Here is a 20,722-nt window from a genome sequence, read left to right as displayed (position 1 = left end):
TGACTGCGTCTGTCGAGGGCTGGTCAGGACCCGAGGGGTCCTGGGCCTGAGGCACAGCCCTGGAAACTGAACAGAAGGGGACGGACCCGCTACTTTCGGTCACAGTTCGTCCATCTTCTCCGGCGGGATGCGGATGAGGTACCGCTGTTCCATGATCTCCTCGTGGACGTTGAACAGGCCGGTCCCTCGAAAGTCAACGGCAATGTCGGAGCCATTAATGCGTTTGACCTCCCCGATGCCGTAATACGACGGTTGGGGACCGTAGTAGACGAGTTGGCCCTCTGAGAGGCGCCCGTCGCGGAGGGCATTGCGGTGAAAGGCAGGAACCTCCGGAAGCAGGTCCAACTGGTACGGCGTGGAGGACTCGCTGGAGCGACTACTCATAGTACTGCGGAAACTGGTTCGTGCTGCTTTTCTGTACGGCGGCGGCAGTGGCAGGTTCGGGAGCACGCGGTCGCAGCGTCACCGCTCGAACGGGCAACTCTCCGCAGGGATGTGCGTTGGACGAATGCCACATCTCGCCGAATAGCAGGCGGGGCGCGGGTGCCCTGTCACCCCGGCCGCTGCAATCTCTTGCTCTGAACCCTCCCCACCATGCGCTACGATACGAAGCTGGTCGACCGACAGGTGGGCCGCAACGCTGAACTTTTCGCACAGGCCATCGCGGATCTCGACACCCGCGAGGAGCGCTATCCGTACCTGCGGATCCTCGTCAGCCTGATCGATCAGGCCCATCCGGAGTGGCGGCAGGCCCCCAACAAGGCCGAACGGATCGCTGAGCTCGCCTGCAGGATGAGCGGCGATCAGCTTGACGCGGAGGAGGTGGAGGAGGTGGTTCGGGTCCGGGACGAGGAGCACGGGTACCGCTGAACAGGGCGCGGAGGGGCGAGCGATTCTCTCCTCCCTCCACCGCGCGCTACTCCGACACGCGGTCCGGATTGGCCTCCACGAAGCTGGCCCATCCGGTATAGGACTGGCGGTCCTCATGCGCATCGCGGTTGCCGTGGCACAGAGCGATAGCGAGCGCGTCGGCGGTGTCGTGGGCAAACTCAGTGTCCGAAGCCGACAGAATTGACTCGATCATGAAGCGGACCTGCTTCTTTGAGGCGTTTCCATTGCCCGTCACGGACTTTTTCACCTCTTTCGGCGTGTACTGGGCCACGGGAAGATCGTGATTGAGGGCCGCCATCATGGCGGCGGCCTGCGCCCGCCCCAGCTTCAGCATAGACTGGGGATTTTGGCCATACACCGGCATCTCGATGGCAAACTCGTCGGGGTCGTGCGTGGTGATGACCTCGACGAGCACATCGTAGATTCGCTTAAGCCGAGGAGGGTGATCGTCGGCATCGCCGAGGCGAATCGTATTGGAGCCCACGAGCTTCTCCTCGTCGCCCTCACGGTCGATGAGGCCGTAGCCAGTAGCGCGGGATCCGGGGTCGACGCCAAGAATGATCATCGATCTGTAGGGGAGGTGGAGAATGGACAGGGGCAATGCACCCGAAAGGTCCCACGTGTCCCGCCTAATGTCCAAGGGACGGCGCAACCTCCGTGCCGAGCATCAGTGGGCTGCCGTTGCGCTGAAGCGTCGTGTAGACGGTCTCTACGTCATTGAGGTCGTTAATTTTCTCGATCAAGGCCTCCACTTCGTCACGCTCGTCGGGGCTGAGGGCAACGCTCGTGGCCGGCGAGCGCACGAGGTCGGACGCGGCGGGATTGATCCCAGCCTCGTCGAGAGCATTCGCCACGTCGGCGAACGCCTCCCGGGAGGTCGTTACGACGTACGTTCCGTCGATCTCGTCGACCTCCTCCGCCCCGGCGTCCACTGCGATCTCGAAGAGCGTCATCTCGTCTGTAGCGTCGGCCGGAATCTCAAAACAGCCCTTCTGCTCAAACAGGTAGGCCACCGAGCCATCCTTTCCCAGGTTTCCCCCATGGTCGTCGAACAGGTTGCGGAGATCCTTGACCGTGCGGTTGATGTTGTCCGTTTCGGCCTCCACGAAAACGGCGACCCCGTGGGGAGCGTAGCCCTCGTAGGTGACCTTTTCCTGGTCCCTCTCTTCGAGGTCACCGGTGCCCCGCTTGATGGCGCGCTCGATGGTGTCTTTCGGCATGTCCTCGTCCCGGGCGCGCTCAAGGGCCTGGGAGAGAGCCACGTTGGCGTCGGGATCACCGCCGCCCTGCCGGGCCGCCGTCTCGATCTCCTGCGACAACTTGGCCCAGATCTTCGACTTGCGCCGATCGTCTTTTTGCTTCTTACGCTTGACTTTTGCCCACTTTCGCGTGTGTCCGGCCACAGCAGCTTAAAATCTCTTGGGAAACGCTTTTGCGTGGCATACAAACGGAGCGGAGCCGGGATTGGTCGCATCCGGTCGTCGTCGACATTCTTGCAACCGAGTTCGATTCTTGAACCGGCCAGATGGAAAGGGGGGCGTGCAGAAATCTTTGCCCGGTCGTTCATCGCACGGGTGCACGTCCGGAGCAGCGTGTCGGGGTGAAGAGGAAACGGCTCCAGTGCGAAAGGCCGGCTGGGTTGCGCTCCGGGATGGATCCGCCTCGGCACTGTTCGGCATCGACCCGATCGCCTCTCGCGTGCCTCCGCAACGTCCTCTTCGAGAGGTCGCGCTGGGACCTGCTGCTCGCACTGGTGATCGCCAAAACGCTGGGAACGGGGCTCTCTTGTGACGGATCGGCGTCCTCGCAGCCCGAGCCAGCAGGAAACGGCGTCGTGACAGGGCCCGACAATAGCGAGACTGACATTGCAGAAGAGACTGACATTGTAGAATACGCGGGCTTCGATCCCAACGCGGTACACGGCACCATCCACACCGAGGCATACGACCACGCCGAAGGCACGCAGCGGGGACGCTCTACGGCGGTGCCGGGGGCGATGTCCTCGTTCCGCATCTATACCCTACAGCAGCCCCCCGCGAGGTTCGATCTTACGTCGACGGGGAGCAACACCTTCCCGAAGCCCCCGGGAGCGGGCCACAGAACATGTCCCTTCAACCACGACTTTCATTTGACCCCGAACATCACCGTGGGCGGTGCGTGGGGCGGTCAGGACGGCGTGGCCGACAACATCTGGCCGGCCCGCATGCTCGTCGACTACGTACGCGTCTACAAACCCAAACGTCGCCGGTAGCCCCATGCGGCGTCGAGGAAGTACCCACTCCGAGGAAGCGGATAGATGAATAGTGTTGGCGGAAGCGAAAATGGCCTCCACGTTGCGATTCTGGTCCCCAATGCCCACGACCTGCAAACCGGGGGCAATGTGTATAATCGGCAGATGACTGAGGCGTTGGGGCCGGAGGGGACTCCTCGTGTCGTCTCATGGGAGCCCGAGAACGATTCCATTCCTGATGCCGTCTCCTCGGCTGCGGATGGAATCGTGGTCGACAGCCTGCTGGCCCGGCATCCAGGGGCCCTCCGGGCTTTGCAGGAGGCGCGGCCGGCCGCAACGATCATCCTACTGATTCACTATCTGCGCTGCATCGATCCCGCGACGTCAGATCCAGAGGTCGCCGCAGCGGAGCGCGGTGCCCTCGACGCGGTCGACGGCGCAGTGACGACGAGTCGGTTCACGAAGCAGAGCCTAGTCGAGGAAGGCATGCCCGCTGACAGGGTGAAGGTTGCGCCCCCGGGCCTCGGCGAGCGATATCGAGGGCCGCGTCCGAGTCGACTGGGACGAGCGGCCCCCCGGATGTTGACCGTGGCCAACCTGCTTCCTGAGAAAGGGCTGCAGGCGTTCGTAGAGGTGCTCCGCGATCTGCGCTTCGTCCCGTGGACGTGGACCCTTGTCGGTGATGCCTCCCTCGACCCCGACTATGCCGAGGGGGTCATCAGGCGTGTACGGGAGGCCGGGCTGTCCGAACGCGTAACGTACACTGGTTCCGTCCCGCCTGGTGTCCTGCGGTCGTGGTACGACCGGGCCGACCTGTTCGTCCTCCCGTCTCGCTTCGAGACGCGCAGCCTGTCGACCCGGGAGGCCATGGCTCGGGGGCTGCCGGTGGTGGGCTACCGGGTTGGAGGCCTCGCCGAGAATTTTGGGATGGCCTCGGCGGGGCACCTTGTGCCGGCTGGAAACCGGGCAGCCTTCCGGTCGGCCCTTCGGTCGATCCTCACTGACCCGATGGCCCGGACCCACAAAGGCCGTACGGCCTGGCGGCACAGCCAAACGTTCCCGACGTGGGCGGAGGCGGCCGAGCGTTTTCAATTCGCGCTCAACGTGCTCTGCTCTCGTGGATAGCGGGAGGCCCGGGCGAGCGCAGGTATCACCGCTAGCGGCCATGAGTGGTCTCGGGAGTCGGTCATCGTCTGCCGAGCCCCTTGGGACATGAGCAGGCCCCACCCGCAGCCGAACAGCCAGCGGAATGTTCCCAGGCTCATTCCTGAAGGGGGCTGTGCGCGAGCACGATGCCACACCGGACTGAGTCCCCAACCCAGAAGACGACTGTCTCCCCAGTAGGCGAGACGCATGCCCTATTCCCTCGCGACGACGCCCTTGTTGTACTCGTCCTCGTAGCTTTTAATGGCCCGAAAGAGGGCCTTGGCCAGCTCGGTCTGTCCACGATCGCTGTTCAAATACCGGGCCTCCTCGCGGTTCGTCAGAAACCCAAGCTCTACGAGAACGGACGGCATGGAGGCGCTCCACAGGACGTAGAAGCCAGCCTGCTTTACTCCCCGACTGCGCCGCTCCACGCGCCGTTTGAACTGCTTCTGAACGCGCTTCGCAAACTCCTCACTGAATTGCATGCTTGCACTCAGAAAGAGCTCTCCCCGCACGAAGGCCTCACTGTCGTACTCCTTGTACCGGTCGGGATTTTTCTCGTACTGGCGGACGACGCTATTTTCCCGCCGCATGACTCTGCGGGCCGCGTCCGTCTTCGATCGACCCAGGAAGTACGTCTCCGTTCCCTGCACGGCGGCGGAGGGGGCCGCGTTGACGTGAAGCGAGATGAAGAGATCGCCGCCAACCCGGTTGGCGAAGTGACCCCGGTCCTCTAGGGCAATGAAGCGGTCGTCCGTCCGGGTGTAAGCCACTTCGAGGTCGAGCCGGTTCTCGATGTAGTCCCCCAACCTGTGGGCCACGTCCAGCACGATGTTCTTCTCCTTCAGGCCGTGGGCCATCGCCCCGGGGTCTTTGCCTCCATGTCCGGGATCGATGACGACCGTGTCCAGTCGGGAGCGCTTCCGCGACGCCCGCGAGATCGGGTCCGCGCTGCCCGCCTCGTCCACACTGCCCGTCCCAGGACTTGGGGAGGAAGCGTCGGCCACAGGCACAGACCCCTCGTAGGTGAGATTGAGTAGAAGATCGGTCGACGCCCCGTCGCGGTAGGCCGTAGGAGAGACTGAGTGGTTTTCGGCCAAGTAAATCTGAAGAACTAAGTGGCCATTCCGGCGCGTCGTGGTATAGCGCTTTACAGGTCCCTTCGGTGCGCTGTGCTGGTACTCTTCATGAAGCGCGGCATTGTAGAGAATCCATGTCAGCTTCTGCCCACTGTCCGATTGGGAGAAGAAGTATCCCTCGGGCTCCTGCGTCGTGTGCGCCCGCACGACATATCCCTCCCCGTCGGACCGAGGGGCGAAGGAAACGTCCATCACGAGCACTTTTGCCTGGACGGGCGCCGCCATCAGGAGCAGCAGTGCAGCCCCCATCCACAGATGCCGTCCCCGAATTCCGAATCCGTTCCGCCCCCCCTCAGCGCAGAGGGGGACCGCAGTACAAACGTAGTCCATGAGTTGAACGCCATGCACGAGGGAGAGTGCACGCTGGCACCGAGACAGGTGCTTTACTGTCCCGCAAGATGTGGTACAGCTTGCTTAAAGTAAAGCTTGAGGTGCCCAGACCGGGTCGATCACGATTCGATCTTCTGACTCCCGGGTTAGACCACGGTTCGGACAAGAACGACACCAGTTGGCGCCCTTTTTCCTTCTTGGGAGAGTTGATTAATCTCATCTTCGCCCGAGCGGGTCCTCCGTCTCCCCTAGTCGGAGCCGAAGGTCCTCACATGAGATTTCTTCTCCGCAAACTTCTTGTTCTGAGAAAAAAGACCTGGGCGACGTGGAAAAGACTGGTTTTGGGTGCTCGGTTGCGGACAGGACCGTCCGTCGTCGGCCTTTTCGGCACGGCTAGAACCTTGCGGGGAAATGACGGCATATGAGCGGGCTTGCCCCTTCCCCAACCCGCGGTCGTTCTGACTCTCGAAGGGGTCGGGACTCAGCGAGTAGTGAAACCTACCTGCCCTGTGTAGAGTCGGTCAGTTGCCGGAGACGTCGGTCAATCATGAGCTGTCGCATCCGCTCACGCTTCCGAATGCTGTTCTCCAGCTCCTGGATTTGCCGCTGGAGCCGTTCAATTTCGCGGCGTCGGTTCTTCTGCTTGAGCTCGAAGATCTTCCCGAGCAGGGCACGGAGCGTGTCGATCCGCGCTTGGCGCTCCGGCCCCTCCGGCAGCAGGCGGATGGTGCGTGCCAGCTCCCGGGCATCTTCTTCCATCTGCCGCTCGCGCATGAGACGCTTGTAGAGCGTGCGGCTCGACTTCTGCACGGCATCAAGGTACTGCCGGTGCGCCGCGGTGGATCGGGAGGGGGCCCCCTGAGACGATGCTTTCTGAGAGGAGACCCGGGCGGTCTCGTCGCGCAGAATGACAGAGGCGTGCTTGTCCTGGACTTCTTCCTCCGTGACGGGTGTCAGTCCATTCTTGACGGCAAAGAGGCGACCGTTGATGTCAACAACGGGATGCTGAATGCCCAGAAAGCGGTAGTGCGCATTCACCCCTTTTAGATTCAGGCTGTCTGGCAGCTGATCGTCCGAGAGAGGACGGCCATTGACGTACACTGTGCCGTTCTGGATGTCGAGTGTACGGGTTTGCTGTGCCCTCGCAGCCGGCAGTACGGCTCCCCAGAGGAGGGTGCCGAGAATACATCCGCAGACGAACTTCCGGCACGAAGGCAGCGAGGAGACGAGGGACATCATTGGAGAGGTGAAGGCAAGGTCACGAAGGTCACCGAGCGAGGAGGCGGGGACCATTACTACGGTCGTCTCCGGTCAACGGTCTGGATCCCTCCCCACGCGCCCGTGGTACTGCGGCTTCGGAGACGTTCAATGCGGCGGTGGATGCGGACCAGTTCATCTCTGTCGTCCCAAGCCGGCACGGCGTCGGCGTTGAGGCTCCGTCCCTGGGCGGCTGGAGACGCGCTCCGCTGGGCAGTGGCCTCGGTCGACGTCTCGGGGGCCGGGTTGTCGGACGTGCTGGGAAGCTGCCACCACCCGAGACCGACGGCGAGCAACAGGGCCAGCGCGGCACTGGCCGTCTGCAGACGACGGCTCCATGTGCGACGGGGAGGACGCGCCGGTCGATCCTCGGCGGCACGTGAGGAGTCGGGCGCAGGGGACGCCGCTTCCTGAGCGGCGTCCACGACACGATCCACGACAGCGGGATCAGGCTGGCGCGAGCGTCGGCGATCCAGGCGCATCTTCGTTGCCTTGAGGCGCTCGTACTCGCGGCGCAGGGCCTCGTCCTCAGACAGCCGACGCGCAAACGTCGGGTCGTCCACGTCTTCTCCGTACAGATGCCGAATGATGCGTAGCCGATCGTCCATGGGTGAATGGAAGGTCTGTTGCGGAAAAGGCCCACGCCCCGACCTCCGTCGTCACGAATCCAGCGTGCCGACGAGGGCGGTCTCGTCGGAGCCCTCCATCATCTTGCGGAGGTTCTTGAGGGCATAGCGCATGCGACCGAGGGCCGTGTTGATGGACACCTCCTGGAGCTCAGCGATTTCCCGAAAGGTGAGGTCCGTTTCCTGACGCAACAGGAGGACCTCGCGCTGTTCGGGGGCGAGTTTCTCAATGTGCTCGTCGAGCCACTCGCGCTGTTCGGCGCGATGGAGCTGCTCGTCGGCGTACGGAGAATCGTCCTCCAACGTGTCCCAGAACGAGCGGTCATCCTCCTCTTCCGTCGACACGTCCTTCCACTTCTTCTGCTTCCGGGTGTGATCGATCGCGGCGTTGCGCGCAATGCGCATGACCCAGCTCAACCATTGTCCCTGGTGGTTGTACGATCCGCGACGGCCCTGCATGGCCTTGATCACGCGCTCGAAGGTCTCCTGGAAGAGATCGTTGGCCACCGCCCGGTCTTTCACCATTCCCATCAGGTATCCGAAGATACGGTCCTGGTGACGCTCGACGAGCTGGCGGAAGGCCTGATCGTCGTCCTCCTCCAGATACGTCGTCACCAGTTCCTCGTCGGTAGGTTGCATGCGAGATCCCAATCATTGACAAGGCCGGGACGTTGGGGCATGGTACAGGTTCCAACGGGCGTCCCAGCGCGATTATTGTGTGCCCCGTTCACTCATCCCATCTCCAATCGCAAGGACCGTTCCCGGTACGGCGGTGCTCCGGCGTGAGCCGGACCTGAGGCCTTCCGGAGCGCGGTCCGAAGACGCTATGCCGATACCTCCTGTGCCTCCGGGTTCAGAAGCGTCTCGGCCAACTCGGTCATGCGTGCGTCCATCTCCGCGCTCTCGTCGACATTCTTTTGCAGGGCCTCGGCGGCCTCTTCGTGACCGAGCCGCTCAGCGTGCGTGCGGGCGCATCCGTACCCGGCAATGCCGTAGTGCTCGATGCGCTGAGCGTTTGCGATCAACCCTGCATCGCGTACCGGTCCAGATTCCGACTCCTCAATGTAGCTGTCTCCTTCCTCGACGAGTCCCTGCATGCCGTAGCATTTTTCGCCGGCTGGGGTCACCCCCAGAGCATTGCAGATCTCCTGGACGCGGGTGATGTGGCGGCTCGCCTGTTCGATGCGGTCGGTGAAGAGCTGTTTCAACTCTGTCGAGTCGGCCGCCTCCGCCCAGCGTTCCAGAGCAAGCTGGACCTGCGACTCCGCGTTGTACAGATCTCGAAGCTGCTCGACGAAAAGGTCCTCGAGTTTACTAACCACCATGACGATCACCTCTGTTTACCGTCCTCGTCGTGTTGTCCTCATTGTTGAGTTCGGGTTTACTGCGTACACAGAGACCGTACCAGAGGACTTGAGAGGCCCCGATCCGATGAAAATTTGGCGGACAGGCGTCGGACTGACAGACAATCCCCACTATAGCACGAGGTCCACCACGCCCGTCAGTTGCTCGGCCCCGGCCACGTCGATGTCGTGCTTGCCGGCGATGCGGTCGAGATTGTTCTCCGGCACCACGGCCCGGTCGAACCCCAGTTTGGCCGCCTCCTTGATGCGCGGCTCGATGCGGCTTACCGTCCGGATCTCGCCGCCGAGTCCCACCTCGCCAATGAGCACCGATCCGGTGTCGGCGGGAATGTCGCGAAACGAGGAGGCCGCGGCGATAGCGACCCCTAAGTCGACGGCCGGTTCTTCGAGCCGCACCCCCCCGGCTACGTTGATGAACACGTCGTGGTCGCTGAAAGCGAGTCCAGCCCGTTTCTCCAGGACCGCCAGGATCATCTGCAGCCGCTGCGACGCGAAGCCGGTGACGGTGCGCTGCGGGGTGCTGTACGAGGTGGGCGTCACGAGGGCCTGAATCTCCACCAGAATGGGCCGCGTCCCCTCCAACGAGCACACTACCGTAGAGCCGCTCACCCCGTAGCCTCGCTCGGATAGAAAAATTTCGCTCGGGTTGGGCACCGCTCGGAGACCGTCCTCTCGCATTTCAAAGACCCCGATCTCGTTGGCCGCTCCGAACCGGTTCTTGACGCTGCGGAGGATGCGGTAAGCGTGGTTCTGATCGCCCTCAAAGTACAACACGGTGTCCACCATGTGCTCCAGGACCCGCGGGCCTGCGATGGTCCCCTTTTTGGTAACGTGCCCCACCAGGAACGTCGAGAACTCCTGGTCCTTGGTGAGCTTGCGGAGCGAGGCGGTGCTTTCCCGCACCTGACTCACCGAGCCCGGCGCGCTGGACAGGTCGGGGCGGTAGATCGTTTGGATGGAGTCGGCAACGAGCAGGTCGGGACCGATGTCGTGGACGGCATTGGCAATCTCCTCGACGTTCGTTTCCGCCAGCAGATACAGCGCGTCTGAATCGATCCCGAGCCGGTGGGCCCGAAGCTTCACCTGCCGCTTCGACTCCTCCCCCGTGACATACAGGATCGTGCGATCCGGCAGATAGCCCCCGAGCTCGGTCATGAGGGTGCTTTTCCCAATCCCAGGATCCCCCGCAATGAGGCTGAAGGAGCCCTGCATGATGCCCCCGCCCATGACGCGGTCGAACTCCTCGACCCCGGTTTGGAGGCGGGCCTCCTCCCCAAGCTCTACCTCTGGGAGCTGCTCGGGCTGATTGTGGCCCGCCGGTTCGCCGTCGCGCCCGTCCGCATTCAGGTCGGGAACTTGTGCCTCTACCTCGGCACTCTCCGTCTCTTGAACGAGCGCATTCCAGGCCCCACAGCCCGGGCACTTGCCCATCCATTTGTGTGCCTCGTGCCCACATTCCTGGCAGACGTATCGTGGCTGGGAGCTGGCCATGGCAGAGGCGAATCGGTGGACCGATCAACAAATCTTGAAGCATTAGGGGACGCTGTTAACGGAGCACGGACCGAAACGCTCCGACAGTGCAGAGTACTCATCTTTCGCGCCTGAAGCGAGGATTTTCGTTCATCCTCTCCGTCCAGAACGGAACCTTGTCGTCGGGCTGGGCTTGCATATGCGACCCGGGGATTCGTCTTCCGCCCGCGTGCTGCGCTTCCGCTAGAGCCTTCATTCGCGTCGTTCGATCCCTTGCTCCGCCCCTTTCGTGCCCTCGGTCGATATGCACTCCTCATCGGTCGGGCATTTGCCTCGATCAACAAGGTTCGTACGTACTGGGAGAACCTGTCGATTCAGATGGTACGTATCGGAATCGACTCGATTCCGATCGTCGCGCTCGCCGCAGCCTTCTCGGGGGCCGTGCTAACCGTTCAGACGGCCTACCAGCTGGAAACGCCCTTCATTCCGAAGTCGATCATCGGCTCGATTGTGGCTCCGTCCATCATGCTCGAGCTGGGCGCCGTCATCGCCGGGTTTATCCTGGCAGGCCGCGTGGGGGCACGCATCGCGGCCGAGATCGGGACAATGCGGGTCTCGGAGCAGATTGACGCGCTGGAGGTCATGGGCCTCGACTCCGTCGGGTTCCTGATCCTTCCCCGCGTGCTGGCCGGAATCATCATGTTCCCGGTTCTCTACATCATCTCCTGCATCGTCGGCATTGGAACTGGGGTGGCAGTCGGGCACTTCGGAGGCCTTCTCAGCGCCGGCGAGTTCCTCGAGGGCGCCCGTCAGTTCTTCCAACTGCTCGATCCTGTGGTCGGGCTCATCAAGTCGTTCGCGTTCGGGTTCATCGTTACCTCCATCGCCTGCTACAAAGGCTACTACACGGACGGTGGGGCTGTAGGCGTGGGAGACAGCACGACGCAGGCGGCCGTCCTGAGTTGTGTCTTCATTCTTGTCGCTGATCTTTTCATCGCCATACTACTGCTGTAGGCGTGTGGAACCAGCCACTGCGCCTTCGTGCCCGCCTAAGGCTCCTCGTACCTCTTATTGGCCGGGAGACGAGGCGGCCCGGAACGTAAGACACGTTCTCAGCCGTTTCTCTGTATCCTGAAGTCCACAGCCGGCCCAGTCCGGTACGGCCTCATTCTCCCAGCACTCCGATCCAGACATGATCGAGGTCAGACACTTGTCGAAGCGTTTTGGGGCCCTTGAGGTGTTCAGTGACGTTTCGCTCGATGTCCACGATGGCGAGACGCTCGCGATCATCGGGCACTCCGGGGTTGGGAAAAGCGTGCTGATGAAGCATTTCGTCGGGCTGCTTAGGCCAGACGAGGGGCACGTTCTGGTGGACGGCACGGACGTCGGGGCGATCCCTTACGACGAACTCCAGAGCATGCGGCGCCGATTCGGAGTTCTATTTCAGGGAGGAGCGCTCTTCGACTCGATGACGACCTCCGAGAACATTGCCTTCCCGCTTCGCCACTTCTCGATGATGGGGAGAGCAGAAGTTCGCGACCGCGTGCAGGAGTGCCTCGATCTGGTGCGCCTCTCGGACGTTGGCCCGAAGAAACCATCGGAGCTGTCCGGCGGCATGCGGAAGCGGGCCGCTCTTGCCCGGGCCATTGCCCTGGAGCCGGAGTACATTCTCTACGATGAGCCGACGACGGGCCTCGACCCAGAAACGTCGAACACGATCAATGACCTCATCATCCACCTGTCCAGCAAGCTCAACGTAACGAGCGTGGTCGTGACTCACGACATGCACTCTGTGCTCTCAATTGCCGATCGGGTGGCTTTCCTTCACAACCAAAGCCTCGAGTGGATAGGCCCGGTCTCTGACCTTCACGACTGCTCGAACCCGCACCTCAATTCCTTCGTGGAAGCCGACGAGTATCAGGTGGGATCGACGGCTCCCTCCCTGTCCGGGTCCTCTGCCTAGCATTTGCCGTCCCATCGTTCCTGTCGTTTGACCGTCTCCCCGTTCCGCATGGAATACAGCAACGAAATTAAGGTGGGAATCACCATCGTCCTCGTGGCCATCGCCGCCGTTCTTGGCGTTCGCTTCTTTCGGAGCGTCCCTCTGTTCGGAAGCACCTACACCATCTACGCCCAGTTTGAGGACGCCAGCGGACTCACATCCGGCAACCCGGTACGCATGAAGGGGGTTCAGATCGGATCGGTCAAGTCCGTCCAGCTCAGAAAGAATGCCCAAATCGTCCGGGCTCGCCTTCAGATTCAGGGAGACATCCAGATCCCGAAAGGGTCCAGCGCGAGCGTATCGGGCTTCAGCGGCCTCGGAGGAATCCACATCAGCATCGAGCCAGGCCCGAGGGACAATCCTCCCCTCTCCTCGGGGGCCGTTCTCACCGAACCGCCCGAGGGTTCAGTTCTAGAGCGCCTCACCGACCAGGCCCCAGTTCTGGCCTCGAAGACAGACAGCGTGCTTACCAGCACCGATGCGGCCATGTCGGCCCTGGCCACCCAGCTTCGGGAGCCGAAGAGCAGCCTGCGACGGACCCTGGCGTCTATGCGGAAGATCACGAGCGACCTGGAGTCGGTGACCGATACCGGAAAGGACGACCTCCGCGTCCTTCTGAATAATTTGCGATCCCTTTCGTCCGACCTGGAGGCGTTCACGGCCGAAAACAGCGACTCGCTGGAGGTGACCATCCGGCGCCTAAATCGATCCCTCAGCCGTCTCAACCGGAGCCTCGCGTCCTTCAGGCGGACGACGGCGACGCTCGATACGATTACGACCAAGCTGAATGAAGGGGAGGGCACAGCGGGACGCCTCCTCAACGACCCGAGCCTCCACACGAAGCTGGATTCGGCTGCGATCCGCGCCAACCGCATTCTCCGGGACTTTCGGCGCAACCCTGGTCGCTATCTGGACGACATGACGCTCGTAAAGGTGTTTTAGCCCCCCTCCGGCCCAGCGGTGAGTTACGTCCCCCATGGCTGACCCTCCTCCCGAACCGGATGACGGCCCGAGCGATGAGCGCCCCCCCGACGCCTCCTTAGAGCCGTCCTCGTCGGATGGCGTCCCCGATTCCGCGTCGTGGACGCGCCTGCGGCGGCGCCTCCTTCGGGCAGCGGGCCGTCATCTTCCGTCTCCCGACGGCCGTCGAGACCCGACCGGTGCAGAGCCCCCTCCCCGCCGTACGGGCAGCTACGTCCGCTGGCTGCCCGTACTCCGGGCGCTCCCGTGGGGCCTGGGGGCTCTCTTCGCGCTGTCATTCGCGTGGGACTTCCCCGGCGTCGTGGTGAGGGTCGTCGGATACTCCGTCGTGCTCGAAGATCTGCTGCGCTTCACGGCAGTCAGTGGCCTCATCGGCTTCGGAACGAACTGGCTCGCCATCACCATGCTTTTTCGCCCCCGCGAGCCGCGGCCCCTGGTGGGCCAGGGGCTCGTGCCGGCCCAGCGGGAGCGAGTGGCCTACCGCCTCGCGCAGGCAGTGAGCGACGAGCTCATCAACAAGACCATCATCAAGGAAAAAATCCGGGAGAGCGGCCTCGTGGCCCAGTACCGCAACCTGCTCGTGGCGGCGGCCAGCGACGTGGCGACCGACGACGCGGTGCGGGCGGAGGTGAAGGCCCTGCTGCGCCGCGTTCTTCGGGAGATCCTTTCGACGCCCTCGATTCAGGACCGGATTGTGGCCCTCGTGGCCCAGCACGTCGAGGAGCACGCCGGGGATGGCCTTTCGGGACTGGCCCTCCGGGCCTACCGGTTTTTTGGGGAGGATGCCTTCCGCGACCAACTGCGCGACACCGTTCGGCGCCTTCCCGAGTCGATCGATCCGGTGCTCGACGAGGTGGATCCGGTGCTCGACCGCCTGCCAGCCCAGATCGAACGTCGAAGCGATGAGCTTGAGGACTTCCTGATGCAGCTCATCCTTCGCCTCGTGGACACCCTCGACGTGGAGCGCATGATCTACGAGAACGTGCGGGCCTACGATGAGCGTCAGCTCGAAATGCTCCTCCGGCGCACGACCAACGAGCAACTCAACTACATCAAGTATCTCGGGGCCGTGCTCGGTGTGGTCGGCGGATTCATCATCTGGGCGCCGGGTGCGTCACTCATCGTATTTACGACCCTGGGGCTCGCCATCTACGGCCTGGACGAGGCCCTCTTTCGCACCCGAACGAGCGCTGCGCGGTCGCCCGCGGAAGACAACGACAGCCCGTAGGCCCGGCGGCGGCCTCGTTTTGACTCTGACGCCCCCAGGCACCACTTTTTCATCCCGCCCCTCTCTACAGCCGCTTCCCCGCGATGAAGACTCACGAACCGTTATCGGGCGTCGACGCGGCCTGGCTGCGCATGGACGACCCGACGAACCTGATGACGATCACGGCCGTCCTCGTGCTTGAGGACCCGATCAGCGTGGAGACGTTCAAGGCCCTTCTCGAGGAGCGCCTCCTCGGCTTCACGCGGTTCCGGCAGCGGGTTCGCGACCCGGAGGGATCGCCGCATTGGGAGCTCGACCCGCACTTCGACCTCGACCAACACGTTCACCGCGCAGCCCTGCCCGGTGACGCCGCCCAGGCCGAACTCAAGGACCGCGTGAGCGAGTTGATGAGCGAACCGCTCGACCGGACGAAGCCGCTCTGGCACATGGAGCTCATCGAGGACTACTTCGGCGGCAGCGCCATCATCGCCCGTCTCCACCACTGCATCGGCGACGGCATGGCCCTGGTGCAGGTGTTACTGTCGCTCACCGACGAGTACTTCGATCCGGCCCGCTTCCCGTCAACCGAGGAGCGCGATTCGCTCCTCCCGAGCGTCGTACGGGGGACCCTCAAGGCCGTCCAGGGGACTGTTGCGGCGGGCCGTCGCCTTCTCACCGAAGGGGCCCGATCTCTCATCACCCCCTCTCATGCCCTGCGGCGCGCCAAGCAGGGCCTCAGCGTGGGGGCCGCCCTGTCGAAGTTCCTTAGCCTTGGGGCTGATACCGACACGTCGCTCAAGGGCGACCTCGGGGTGGCGCAGCGCGCGACGTGGTCCGGCCCGCTTGCCCTCGCCCGGGTCAAGCGCATCGGGAACGTCATTGACGCCAAGGTGAACGACGTGCTGCTCGGGGCCGTAGCGGGTGCCCTGCGGTACTACTTCGAGTCCCGCAACGAGCCGACCGACGGGGTGGTGGTGCGTTCCTTCATTCCGGTAAATCTTCGCCCCCCTGAGCAGGCATTTGAGCTCGGAAACCGCTTCGGCCTCGTGTATCTCGACTTGCCCGTGGGTCTCGACGACCGCCTCAAGCGCGTACTGTCGGTGAAACGGAAGATGGACGAGATCAAAAGATCGTCGGAGGCCATTGCCGCGCTCGGGGTGATCGAGGGCCTCGGATACGTGCCGCTGGGCCTGGAAGAGTGGGCCGTTCGTCGCTTCAGCCGGAAGGCCAGCGCGGTGATGACGAACGTGCCGGGGCCGCAGGAGCCCCTGCATCTGAAGGAGCGTCGCGTGCAGCACGTGATGCCGTGGGTGCCGCGTGCGGGGCACGTCGGTCTCGGCGTGAGCATCTTCAGCTACGACGGGACGGTGCGGCTCGGCATCGCCTGTGACGCCGGGCTCGTCCCAGATCCGGACGTGATCGTCGACGGCTTCACACGCGAGTTCGACCGGCTCGCAGCGACCCTTCTGTCGGACGCCGAAGCGGTAGACGCTTCGGGGACGGTGGGGGACGGCGATGGGCGGTCGGAGTAGCCGCTACGTGCCGGGCTCCCCGCGTGCGTCCTCGACCGACTGGGCGAGGTGCTCAATCTTTTGACTGAGGGCGTCCACCCGGTCGCGCAGCGCCTCGAGGTGGTCGCGGCGAGGGAGGCCTGCCTGCTGGAGGAGGGCGCCGATCTCCTCGCGCACACGCTCCTCCATCATGTCCACCGCCTCGGTCTCCTCCGCGAGCCGCTGCACCTGCTGACTTCGCGTCCTGGTGCGTTCCCGTCGGGCCTGCTCCCACGACTTTCCCTCTTCCACAAGCGCCTCGAACACCTGCGACCCGGCCTTCTCAGCCATGGCCAGCACCCCGAGCCCGGCCCACCACGCGTTGCGCACGCCGCGAACTGCGCCCGAAATCACGGCACCGGGCCCTGGCAGACTGAGGCCTGACGATTGGGAACGGGCCGTGGACGACGATCGCTTGCGCTTCGACTGCTCGCTTCGGGGCCCGCGGGTGACGGTGATTGTGGGCTCGTCGTTGCTCATGGGTGTATCGGGAGTGAGTGTGACACGGTCAGGTGCGGTGCCTCAGCGTTGCGAAACGGGCCCCATCGGTCGGGTGTAGACTGATGCAACGTCCTGGGGCTCGTCTTGCTCCGTGCGTGGCGCCGACGGATGTCTTCTTCGGGAACGGTATGGCCGCTTCTCCCCCCTGTTTCCATGCGCGGCGCACGCGGAACTCGACCGATCGACGACCAGATAGGGCAGGCCCTCCCGCTCGGCGCAGGGTTCCGCGAGGATGGTTTCGCCCACGCCGTTGGGCTCACCCATGATGAGTACGGTCGGCTCCCCCCATGATCCTTCCCCCGTACGCCCCGCAGTGGGACTCACGTATTCACGTTTCACGAGCCACGCATCAATACGTCTTCTCCACGCTGGCCGCGACGGACATCATCCCGCGGAAGACGCCCATGTTGGACATGACCTGCATCATCGAGCCGTCGATCTGGTAGTCGGGGGAGGCGATGGCCTCGGTGGCCCCCATCTCCCCCTTGTCCATCTGCACCCACACGTCGTAGGGGGCCGTGGCGCGAGCCATGATCGCGTCGTCGACCGGCTCGTCGCGCATCTCGTCCGAGGGGGCGTCGTCAATCCAGAGGTCGACGTCGACGACTGCTCCGTCCTCGAAGGCGTACGTGGCGGAGACATCCTCGTCGTCGGGCGTGTCGAGGCACCGTAACTCAACCGTCTTCGAAAATGACCCAGCGGTGTCCTGAAACTCTCCGTCGCTGTTGAGGGCCTCGACGAAGCGCTCGACAAATGCGGGGGTCCAGTAGCGGGGCGGGTCAGACATCGGCACAGTGCATTAATTCGGAAGGGGATGTACCGGATGGTAACACATCTGCCCGCTCCTCTGCAACCCTCTCCTGCGAATGAGAAGCGCCGGTCCGGTTCGAAGGGGGGTCGGCCGGCGTGGGCTGCCCCTTGACCGCTTCGACGACGGACGTTCTGCCACAACTGCCCGACGCAGGCGGGACGGGAGACACGGGTCGAGAATGCCTCAAGCACACATTGGGGCCCCAATTTTTCGCCAGAGTCGCAGGAAGGCGCTTTCTTTTTTCGGTTGCAGGTGTGCCCCGCCTCCGATGACGCTGGGCCCAGCCGTCGTTGTTTTCCGGCACGGCTTCTTCGGGCCCTCCCTGCCCCATGCCTGCGCCACGATCCAATGCCGCTAGTCGGGGCGCACCCACGTGAGGCCGCCGACGCGGACAGGGAGAGCCAGGGAAACGAGCCGAGGACCACTCCGTAGACTTCTGTTCGATTTTCTTGTCGTACTTTGTCCCCGTCGTGCGCGCAGTCGTTTCACCTTCATACCACTGCCGGGTCTGCTCTACGTCGGCAAACTGGTGGGGACGAGCCGGGACGCTCGCGGTGCTCGTGGCAGTTTGCCTTGTGGGCGCGGCGCTCTGTGCCCCAGCCCGCGCACAGTCGGTTCGAGGGCAGAGCACCTTGGCGTTCACGGTCGCGGAGACGACCGATTTCGAGGTAGAGGGAGCCCCGCAAGTCACCATATCGGGGCTGGACTCCTGGACGGAATCGGCAGACGGAGCGGCGTCCTACTCGCTGGTAACGAACAAGGGCACCCCGAAAGACATCACGATCTCTCTCGACCAGGCGCCCCCGCCCGGGCTTGCGTTCGAGGCGTACGTGGAAGCCCCTGCCTCGAACGGGCGAGGCGCCACGTCCGCTGGGTGGACCGCGCTCGACACCGACGAGCAAGTGGTGGTCCAGAACGTCCAGAAAGTGAACGATTCTGGAGTGCCCATTTCCTATCGGGCCCGCGCATCGGCAGAAACGGCGCCTGACACGTACGTCCTCACGGTGAACTACACCATCAGCGCCGCCAACTGAGTCTCGTCGGGGCCCTTGTCGAAGGTCCCTGTCGGCCCTGCTCCATATCCCTTCTGCGTTCCATGCGCTCTCTTGCGTGCCTGCTGCTCGGAATGGCCACGCTGAGCATGACGGCGGAGGCCGCTGCCCAGAACACAGAAGAGCGGCAGCACACGGTGACGGCCGAGGTGGAGGAATACGCGGCCATCGAGGTGGCCCCGCCCCCAACGTTTTCGGCCGCGCCTGGCGCTTCCAACTCCGTGGAGTCTACGTACGCAATCGTTACCAACATCCCGGCCCCACAGCGACTGGTGGCGTCTGTAAAGGGGCGCCGTCCGTCTGGCGTGTCGGTGTGGGTGGACGTGGAGCCCCCCGATGGGGCGGAGGCTGCCGGGGAGGGAGCCGTACAGGTGCTGGGGCCCGATGGGCGCGCCCGTTCCCAAACGCTGGCGACGGGCATCGGGCAGGTGTCAGAATCCGGACTGACCGTCACGTACACCACGGAGGTGACCGTCGACGCTCAGCCCGACGACCAGCAGGTACGGCTGGAGTTCAGACTTGTCAAATAGCCGCCTCTAATGCGTACTCCCTCCGCAATCTTCTGCCCCAACTGCCCCATTGTCACCGTGCTCCTGTCCATGCTGTCCCGCCGTCCGATCTACTGGGGACGCCTCGGAATTGTGCTTCTGGTGCTCGGAAGCGGCGTCCTGGAAACGCCAGCATGGGGCCAGGCGCTGTTCTTCGAAGGAGGACCGCCGCAGCTTCGGATCGACCGGTTCGTGCCGGGGCGTTCCACGGCGACGGATACGGACGCTTCCACCACGCTCGTCTACGAGCGAGCCCGCGCCCCAGCGCGCCAGCTCAAGGTGGTCGTGTCCACGTCGGTGCGCGACGAGCAATTTAAGCTTCGGGTGGAGGCGCTCAATCCAACAGAGGGGACGCCCCGAGGCCGTGTGCGGCTTCGTGGAGGCATGCCGCCCACCGACCTGCTCCGCGACATCGATCCATGCCAGGCCTCAGAGTCGCAGGGCGGGGCCTGTGAGGAGCGATCCACGCTCCGGTACCACATGACGGCCCGCGTGAAGGACGGGCCGGGGCGAGATGAGCACGTCGTTCGCTATACTCTTCAAGCCCAGTAGGTCCCGCTGGGCGCCGCTCTCCGGGAGAGCTCGGCGCCTCCAGAGGGCAGGACGGTGACGCCCTCCGCCGTTATCCGACTTTCACGGGAACCGTGTGTGTTCGCCGGCGCGATGTCGAGATTCGTCGACGCGATTCGGGGATTCGTCGAAAGGGGGCAGCTTCGTCGAAAAGGGGGTTAGCTCCGTCGAAATCCCCCGAACGGATCCCCGGGCCTTGTGGGTAGCAAACGGGCGAGTCAGGACGAAATGACTCACCACAGCCCTTTTCAAGACGCCGACACACGGATCTATGCAACACACGATGAAGCAACTTTCGCTTTTCCTTTTCGCCAGTCTCTTCGCCGTTGCCGTGCTACAGCCGGCGAGCGCGCAGCCCAGCGACGCCACGGACGATCACAGCGTCACCATCAACGTCGACAACATTGACGAGCTTTCGGTGGACGGAGCCCCCACGATTACGATCAACTCCGGGGAGCTGAACACGTGGGTCGAAGGCGATGGGGCAGGCAGCTTTACGGTGACCTCCAATGCCCAGTCCGCCCGAAAAATTACGGTTTCTGGTGTCAGTGCAGTCGGGAATGGTAACAGTCAGCTCGGCAACCTTGGGCTGCGAGTGAAGGCTGAAAGCACCCCTGGAAGTGGGTCCGACGCATATTCCGGCTCGTTTGAGCTCCTCTCAAAGAGCGGAAACGCCTTCAACACCGGTGACTTTATCACTGGCTTCAAGGGTGTGCACGGGACTACCACCGACCTGACCTACGAGGCCAACGCTAGTGAAAGCTACGACCCGAGCAAGACCACGGAGATCGAGGTCGAGTACACACTGACGGCCAGCGGCGGTAACTGAGAGACGTATCTTCAGGCGCATTCTCGTCCACCGGTGATCCATCCGGTTTGAGACGGCCTACGACGCTACCGAGCGCATGCGCCCGGATTGGGGGCTTCCCGATCCGGGCGTTGCGGTAGGTCAACTTGAGCATGCTGTCACAATTCCCGTCGTCCTGAATTAGCCGTCCTGGACCACAGGCAACGCGCGGCATACGCAGTACGAGTCGGGGGTCACGT

23 protein-coding genes are annotated in these 20,722 nt (G+C 63.5%); 12 read left to right on the top strand and 11 right to left on the bottom strand.

Annotation, left to right across the window (positions count from 1 at the left end; translation table 11 throughout):
- Positions 1–99: 99 nt before the first annotated feature.
- The gene (locus tag ABEL04_RS06665) at positions 100–384 is read right to left on the bottom strand and encodes a hypothetical protein (RefSeq protein ID WP_375801607.1); all 285 of its coding nucleotides are present in this window, start codon (positions 382–384) and stop codon (positions 100–102) included.
- A gap of 210 nt (positions 385–594) precedes the next feature.
- Between ABEL04_RS06665 and ABEL04_RS06660 the strand changes: the two genes are divergently transcribed.
- Entirely contained in the window at positions 595–870 is a 276-nt protein-coding gene (locus ABEL04_RS06660) for a DUF4290 domain-containing protein (RefSeq protein ID WP_375801606.1), read from the top strand.
- Between the two features lie 46 nt (positions 871–916).
- Here ABEL04_RS06660 and ruvC read toward each other — a convergent pair whose 3' ends face one another.
- Both ruvC and ABEL04_RS06650 read right to left on the bottom strand, forming a co-directional pair.
- Positions 917–1,456, bottom strand: coding sequence for a crossover junction endodeoxyribonuclease RuvC (gene ruvC, locus ABEL04_RS06655; protein ID WP_375801605.1), 540 nt, complete (start codon positions 1,454–1,456; stop codon positions 917–919).
- A gap of 64 nt (positions 1,457–1,520) precedes the next feature.
- Positions 1,521–2,294 (bottom strand): YebC/PmpR family DNA-binding transcriptional regulator, encoded by a 774-nt coding sequence (locus ABEL04_RS06650; RefSeq protein WP_375801604.1) that lies wholly within the window; start codon positions 2,292–2,294, stop codon positions 1,521–1,523.
- A gap of 248 nt (positions 2,295–2,542) precedes the next feature.
- Between ABEL04_RS06650 and ABEL04_RS06645 the strand changes: the two genes are divergently transcribed.
- On the top strand, positions 2,543–3,142 hold the full coding sequence (locus ABEL04_RS06645; protein ID WP_375801603.1) for a hypothetical protein: 600 nt from the start codon (positions 2,543–2,545) through the stop codon (positions 3,140–3,142).
- 45 nt (positions 3,143–3,187) lie between these two features.
- Positions 3,188–4,246, top strand: a complete 1,059-nt coding sequence (locus ABEL04_RS06640; protein ID WP_375801602.1) for a glycosyltransferase family 4 protein — start codon at positions 3,188–3,190, stop codon at positions 4,244–4,246.
- A gap of 233 nt (positions 4,247–4,479) precedes the next feature.
- Here the strand turns inward: ABEL04_RS06640 and ABEL04_RS06635 are convergent, their stop codons facing one another.
- From ABEL04_RS06635 to radA, 6 genes are all read right to left on the bottom strand, one after another.
- Entirely contained in the window at positions 4,480–5,736 is a 1,257-nt protein-coding gene (locus tag ABEL04_RS06635; protein ID WP_375801601.1) for an N-acetylmuramoyl-L-alanine amidase, read from the bottom strand.
- 498 nt (positions 5,737–6,234) lie between these two features.
- Entirely contained in the window at positions 6,235–6,972 is a 738-nt protein-coding gene (locus ABEL04_RS06630; RefSeq protein WP_375801600.1) for a hypothetical protein, read from the bottom strand.
- Positions 6,973–7,031: 59 nt separating this feature from the next.
- Positions 7,032–7,601 carry a hypothetical protein gene (locus ABEL04_RS06625; protein WP_375801599.1) on the bottom strand — a complete coding sequence of 190 codons (570 nt, stop codon included), beginning with the start codon at positions 7,599–7,601 and terminating at the stop codon, positions 7,032–7,034.
- A 51-nt stretch (positions 7,602–7,652) separates the two neighbouring features.
- Entirely contained in the window at positions 7,653–8,258 is a 606-nt protein-coding gene (locus ABEL04_RS06620; RefSeq protein WP_375801598.1) for a sigma-70 family RNA polymerase sigma factor, read from the bottom strand.
- A 185-nt stretch (positions 8,259–8,443) separates the two neighbouring features.
- Positions 8,444–8,944, bottom strand: a complete 501-nt coding sequence (locus ABEL04_RS06615) for a ferritin-like domain-containing protein (RefSeq protein ID WP_375801597.1) — start codon at positions 8,942–8,944, stop codon at positions 8,444–8,446.
- A 150-nt stretch (positions 8,945–9,094) separates the two neighbouring features.
- Positions 9,095–10,474 carry a DNA repair protein RadA gene (gene radA, locus ABEL04_RS06610; RefSeq protein WP_375801596.1) on the bottom strand — a complete coding sequence of 460 codons (1,380 nt, stop codon included), beginning with the start codon at positions 10,472–10,474 and terminating at the stop codon, positions 9,095–9,097.
- 252 nt (positions 10,475–10,726) lie between these two features.
- On the opposite strand from radA, the gene ABEL04_RS06605 reads away from it, so the two are divergent.
- The 5 genes from ABEL04_RS06605 to ABEL04_RS06585 all read left to right on the top strand — a co-directional run bounded on the left by ABEL04_RS06605 (position 10,727) and on the right by ABEL04_RS06585 (position 16,175).
- A complete protein-coding gene (locus ABEL04_RS06605; RefSeq protein ID WP_375801595.1) occupies positions 10,727–11,467 on the top strand; it encodes an MlaE family ABC transporter permease in 741 nt (246 codons plus the stop codon).
- A 178-nt stretch (positions 11,468–11,645) separates the two neighbouring features.
- Positions 11,646–12,416, top strand: a complete 771-nt coding sequence (locus ABEL04_RS06600) for an ABC transporter ATP-binding protein (RefSeq protein WP_375801594.1) — start codon at positions 11,646–11,648, stop codon at positions 12,414–12,416.
- Between the two features lie 48 nt (positions 12,417–12,464).
- Positions 12,465–13,397, top strand: coding sequence for an MlaD family protein (locus ABEL04_RS06595; RefSeq protein WP_375801593.1), 933 nt, complete (start codon positions 12,465–12,467; stop codon positions 13,395–13,397).
- Between the two features lie 34 nt (positions 13,398–13,431).
- Positions 13,432–14,664, top strand: a complete 1,233-nt coding sequence (locus ABEL04_RS06590) for a DUF445 domain-containing protein (RefSeq protein WP_375801592.1) — start codon at positions 13,432–13,434, stop codon at positions 14,662–14,664.
- A gap of 83 nt (positions 14,665–14,747) precedes the next feature.
- A complete protein-coding gene (locus ABEL04_RS06585; protein WP_375801591.1) occupies positions 14,748–16,175 on the top strand; it encodes a wax ester/triacylglycerol synthase family O-acyltransferase in 1,428 nt (475 codons plus the stop codon).
- 3 nt (positions 16,176–16,178) lie between these two features.
- On the opposite strand, the gene ABEL04_RS06580 is transcribed toward ABEL04_RS06585, so the two are convergent.
- The gene (locus tag ABEL04_RS06580; RefSeq protein WP_375801590.1) at positions 16,179–16,673 is read right to left on the bottom strand and encodes a phasin family protein; all 495 of its coding nucleotides are present in this window, start codon (positions 16,671–16,673) and stop codon (positions 16,179–16,181) included.
- A gap of 370 nt (positions 16,674–17,043) precedes the next feature.
- Positions 17,044–17,481: a hypothetical protein gene (locus tag ABEL04_RS06575; RefSeq protein ID WP_375801589.1), complete on the bottom strand. Its 438-nt coding sequence runs from the start codon at positions 17,479–17,481 to the stop codon at positions 17,044–17,046.
- Between the two features lie 584 nt (positions 17,482–18,065).
- Here ABEL04_RS06575 and ABEL04_RS06570 point away from each other — a divergent pair.
- The 4 genes from ABEL04_RS06570 to ABEL04_RS06555 all read left to right on the top strand — a co-directional run bounded on the left by ABEL04_RS06570 (position 18,066) and on the right by ABEL04_RS06555 (position 20,504).
- Positions 18,066–18,539 (top strand): hypothetical protein, encoded by a 474-nt coding sequence (locus tag ABEL04_RS06570; RefSeq protein WP_375801588.1) that lies wholly within the window; start codon positions 18,066–18,068, stop codon positions 18,537–18,539.
- 62 nt (positions 18,540–18,601) lie between these two features.
- Complete coding sequence (locus ABEL04_RS06565; RefSeq protein ID WP_375801587.1) at positions 18,602–19,087, top strand: hypothetical protein; 486 nt, start codon at positions 18,602–18,604, stop codon at positions 19,085–19,087.
- Positions 19,088–19,096: 9 nt separating this feature from the next.
- The gene (locus ABEL04_RS06560) at positions 19,097–19,657 is read left to right on the top strand and encodes a hypothetical protein (RefSeq protein ID WP_375801586.1); all 561 of its coding nucleotides are present in this window, start codon (positions 19,097–19,099) and stop codon (positions 19,655–19,657) included.
- Between the two features lie 301 nt (positions 19,658–19,958).
- On the top strand, positions 19,959–20,504 hold the full coding sequence (locus ABEL04_RS06555; RefSeq protein WP_375801585.1) for a hypothetical protein: 546 nt from the start codon (positions 19,959–19,961) through the stop codon (positions 20,502–20,504).
- The last annotated feature ends 218 nt before the right edge of the window (positions 20,505–20,722 follow it).

The sequence above is a fragment of the Salinibacter sp. genome, from assembly GCF_042218895.1.
GTDB lineage: Bacteria > Bacteroidota > Rhodothermia > Rhodothermales > Salinibacteraceae > Salinibacter.
The sequence above is the reverse complement of the archived record's forward strand: the minus strand, read 5'-3'. Positions and strand labels throughout refer to the sequence as shown.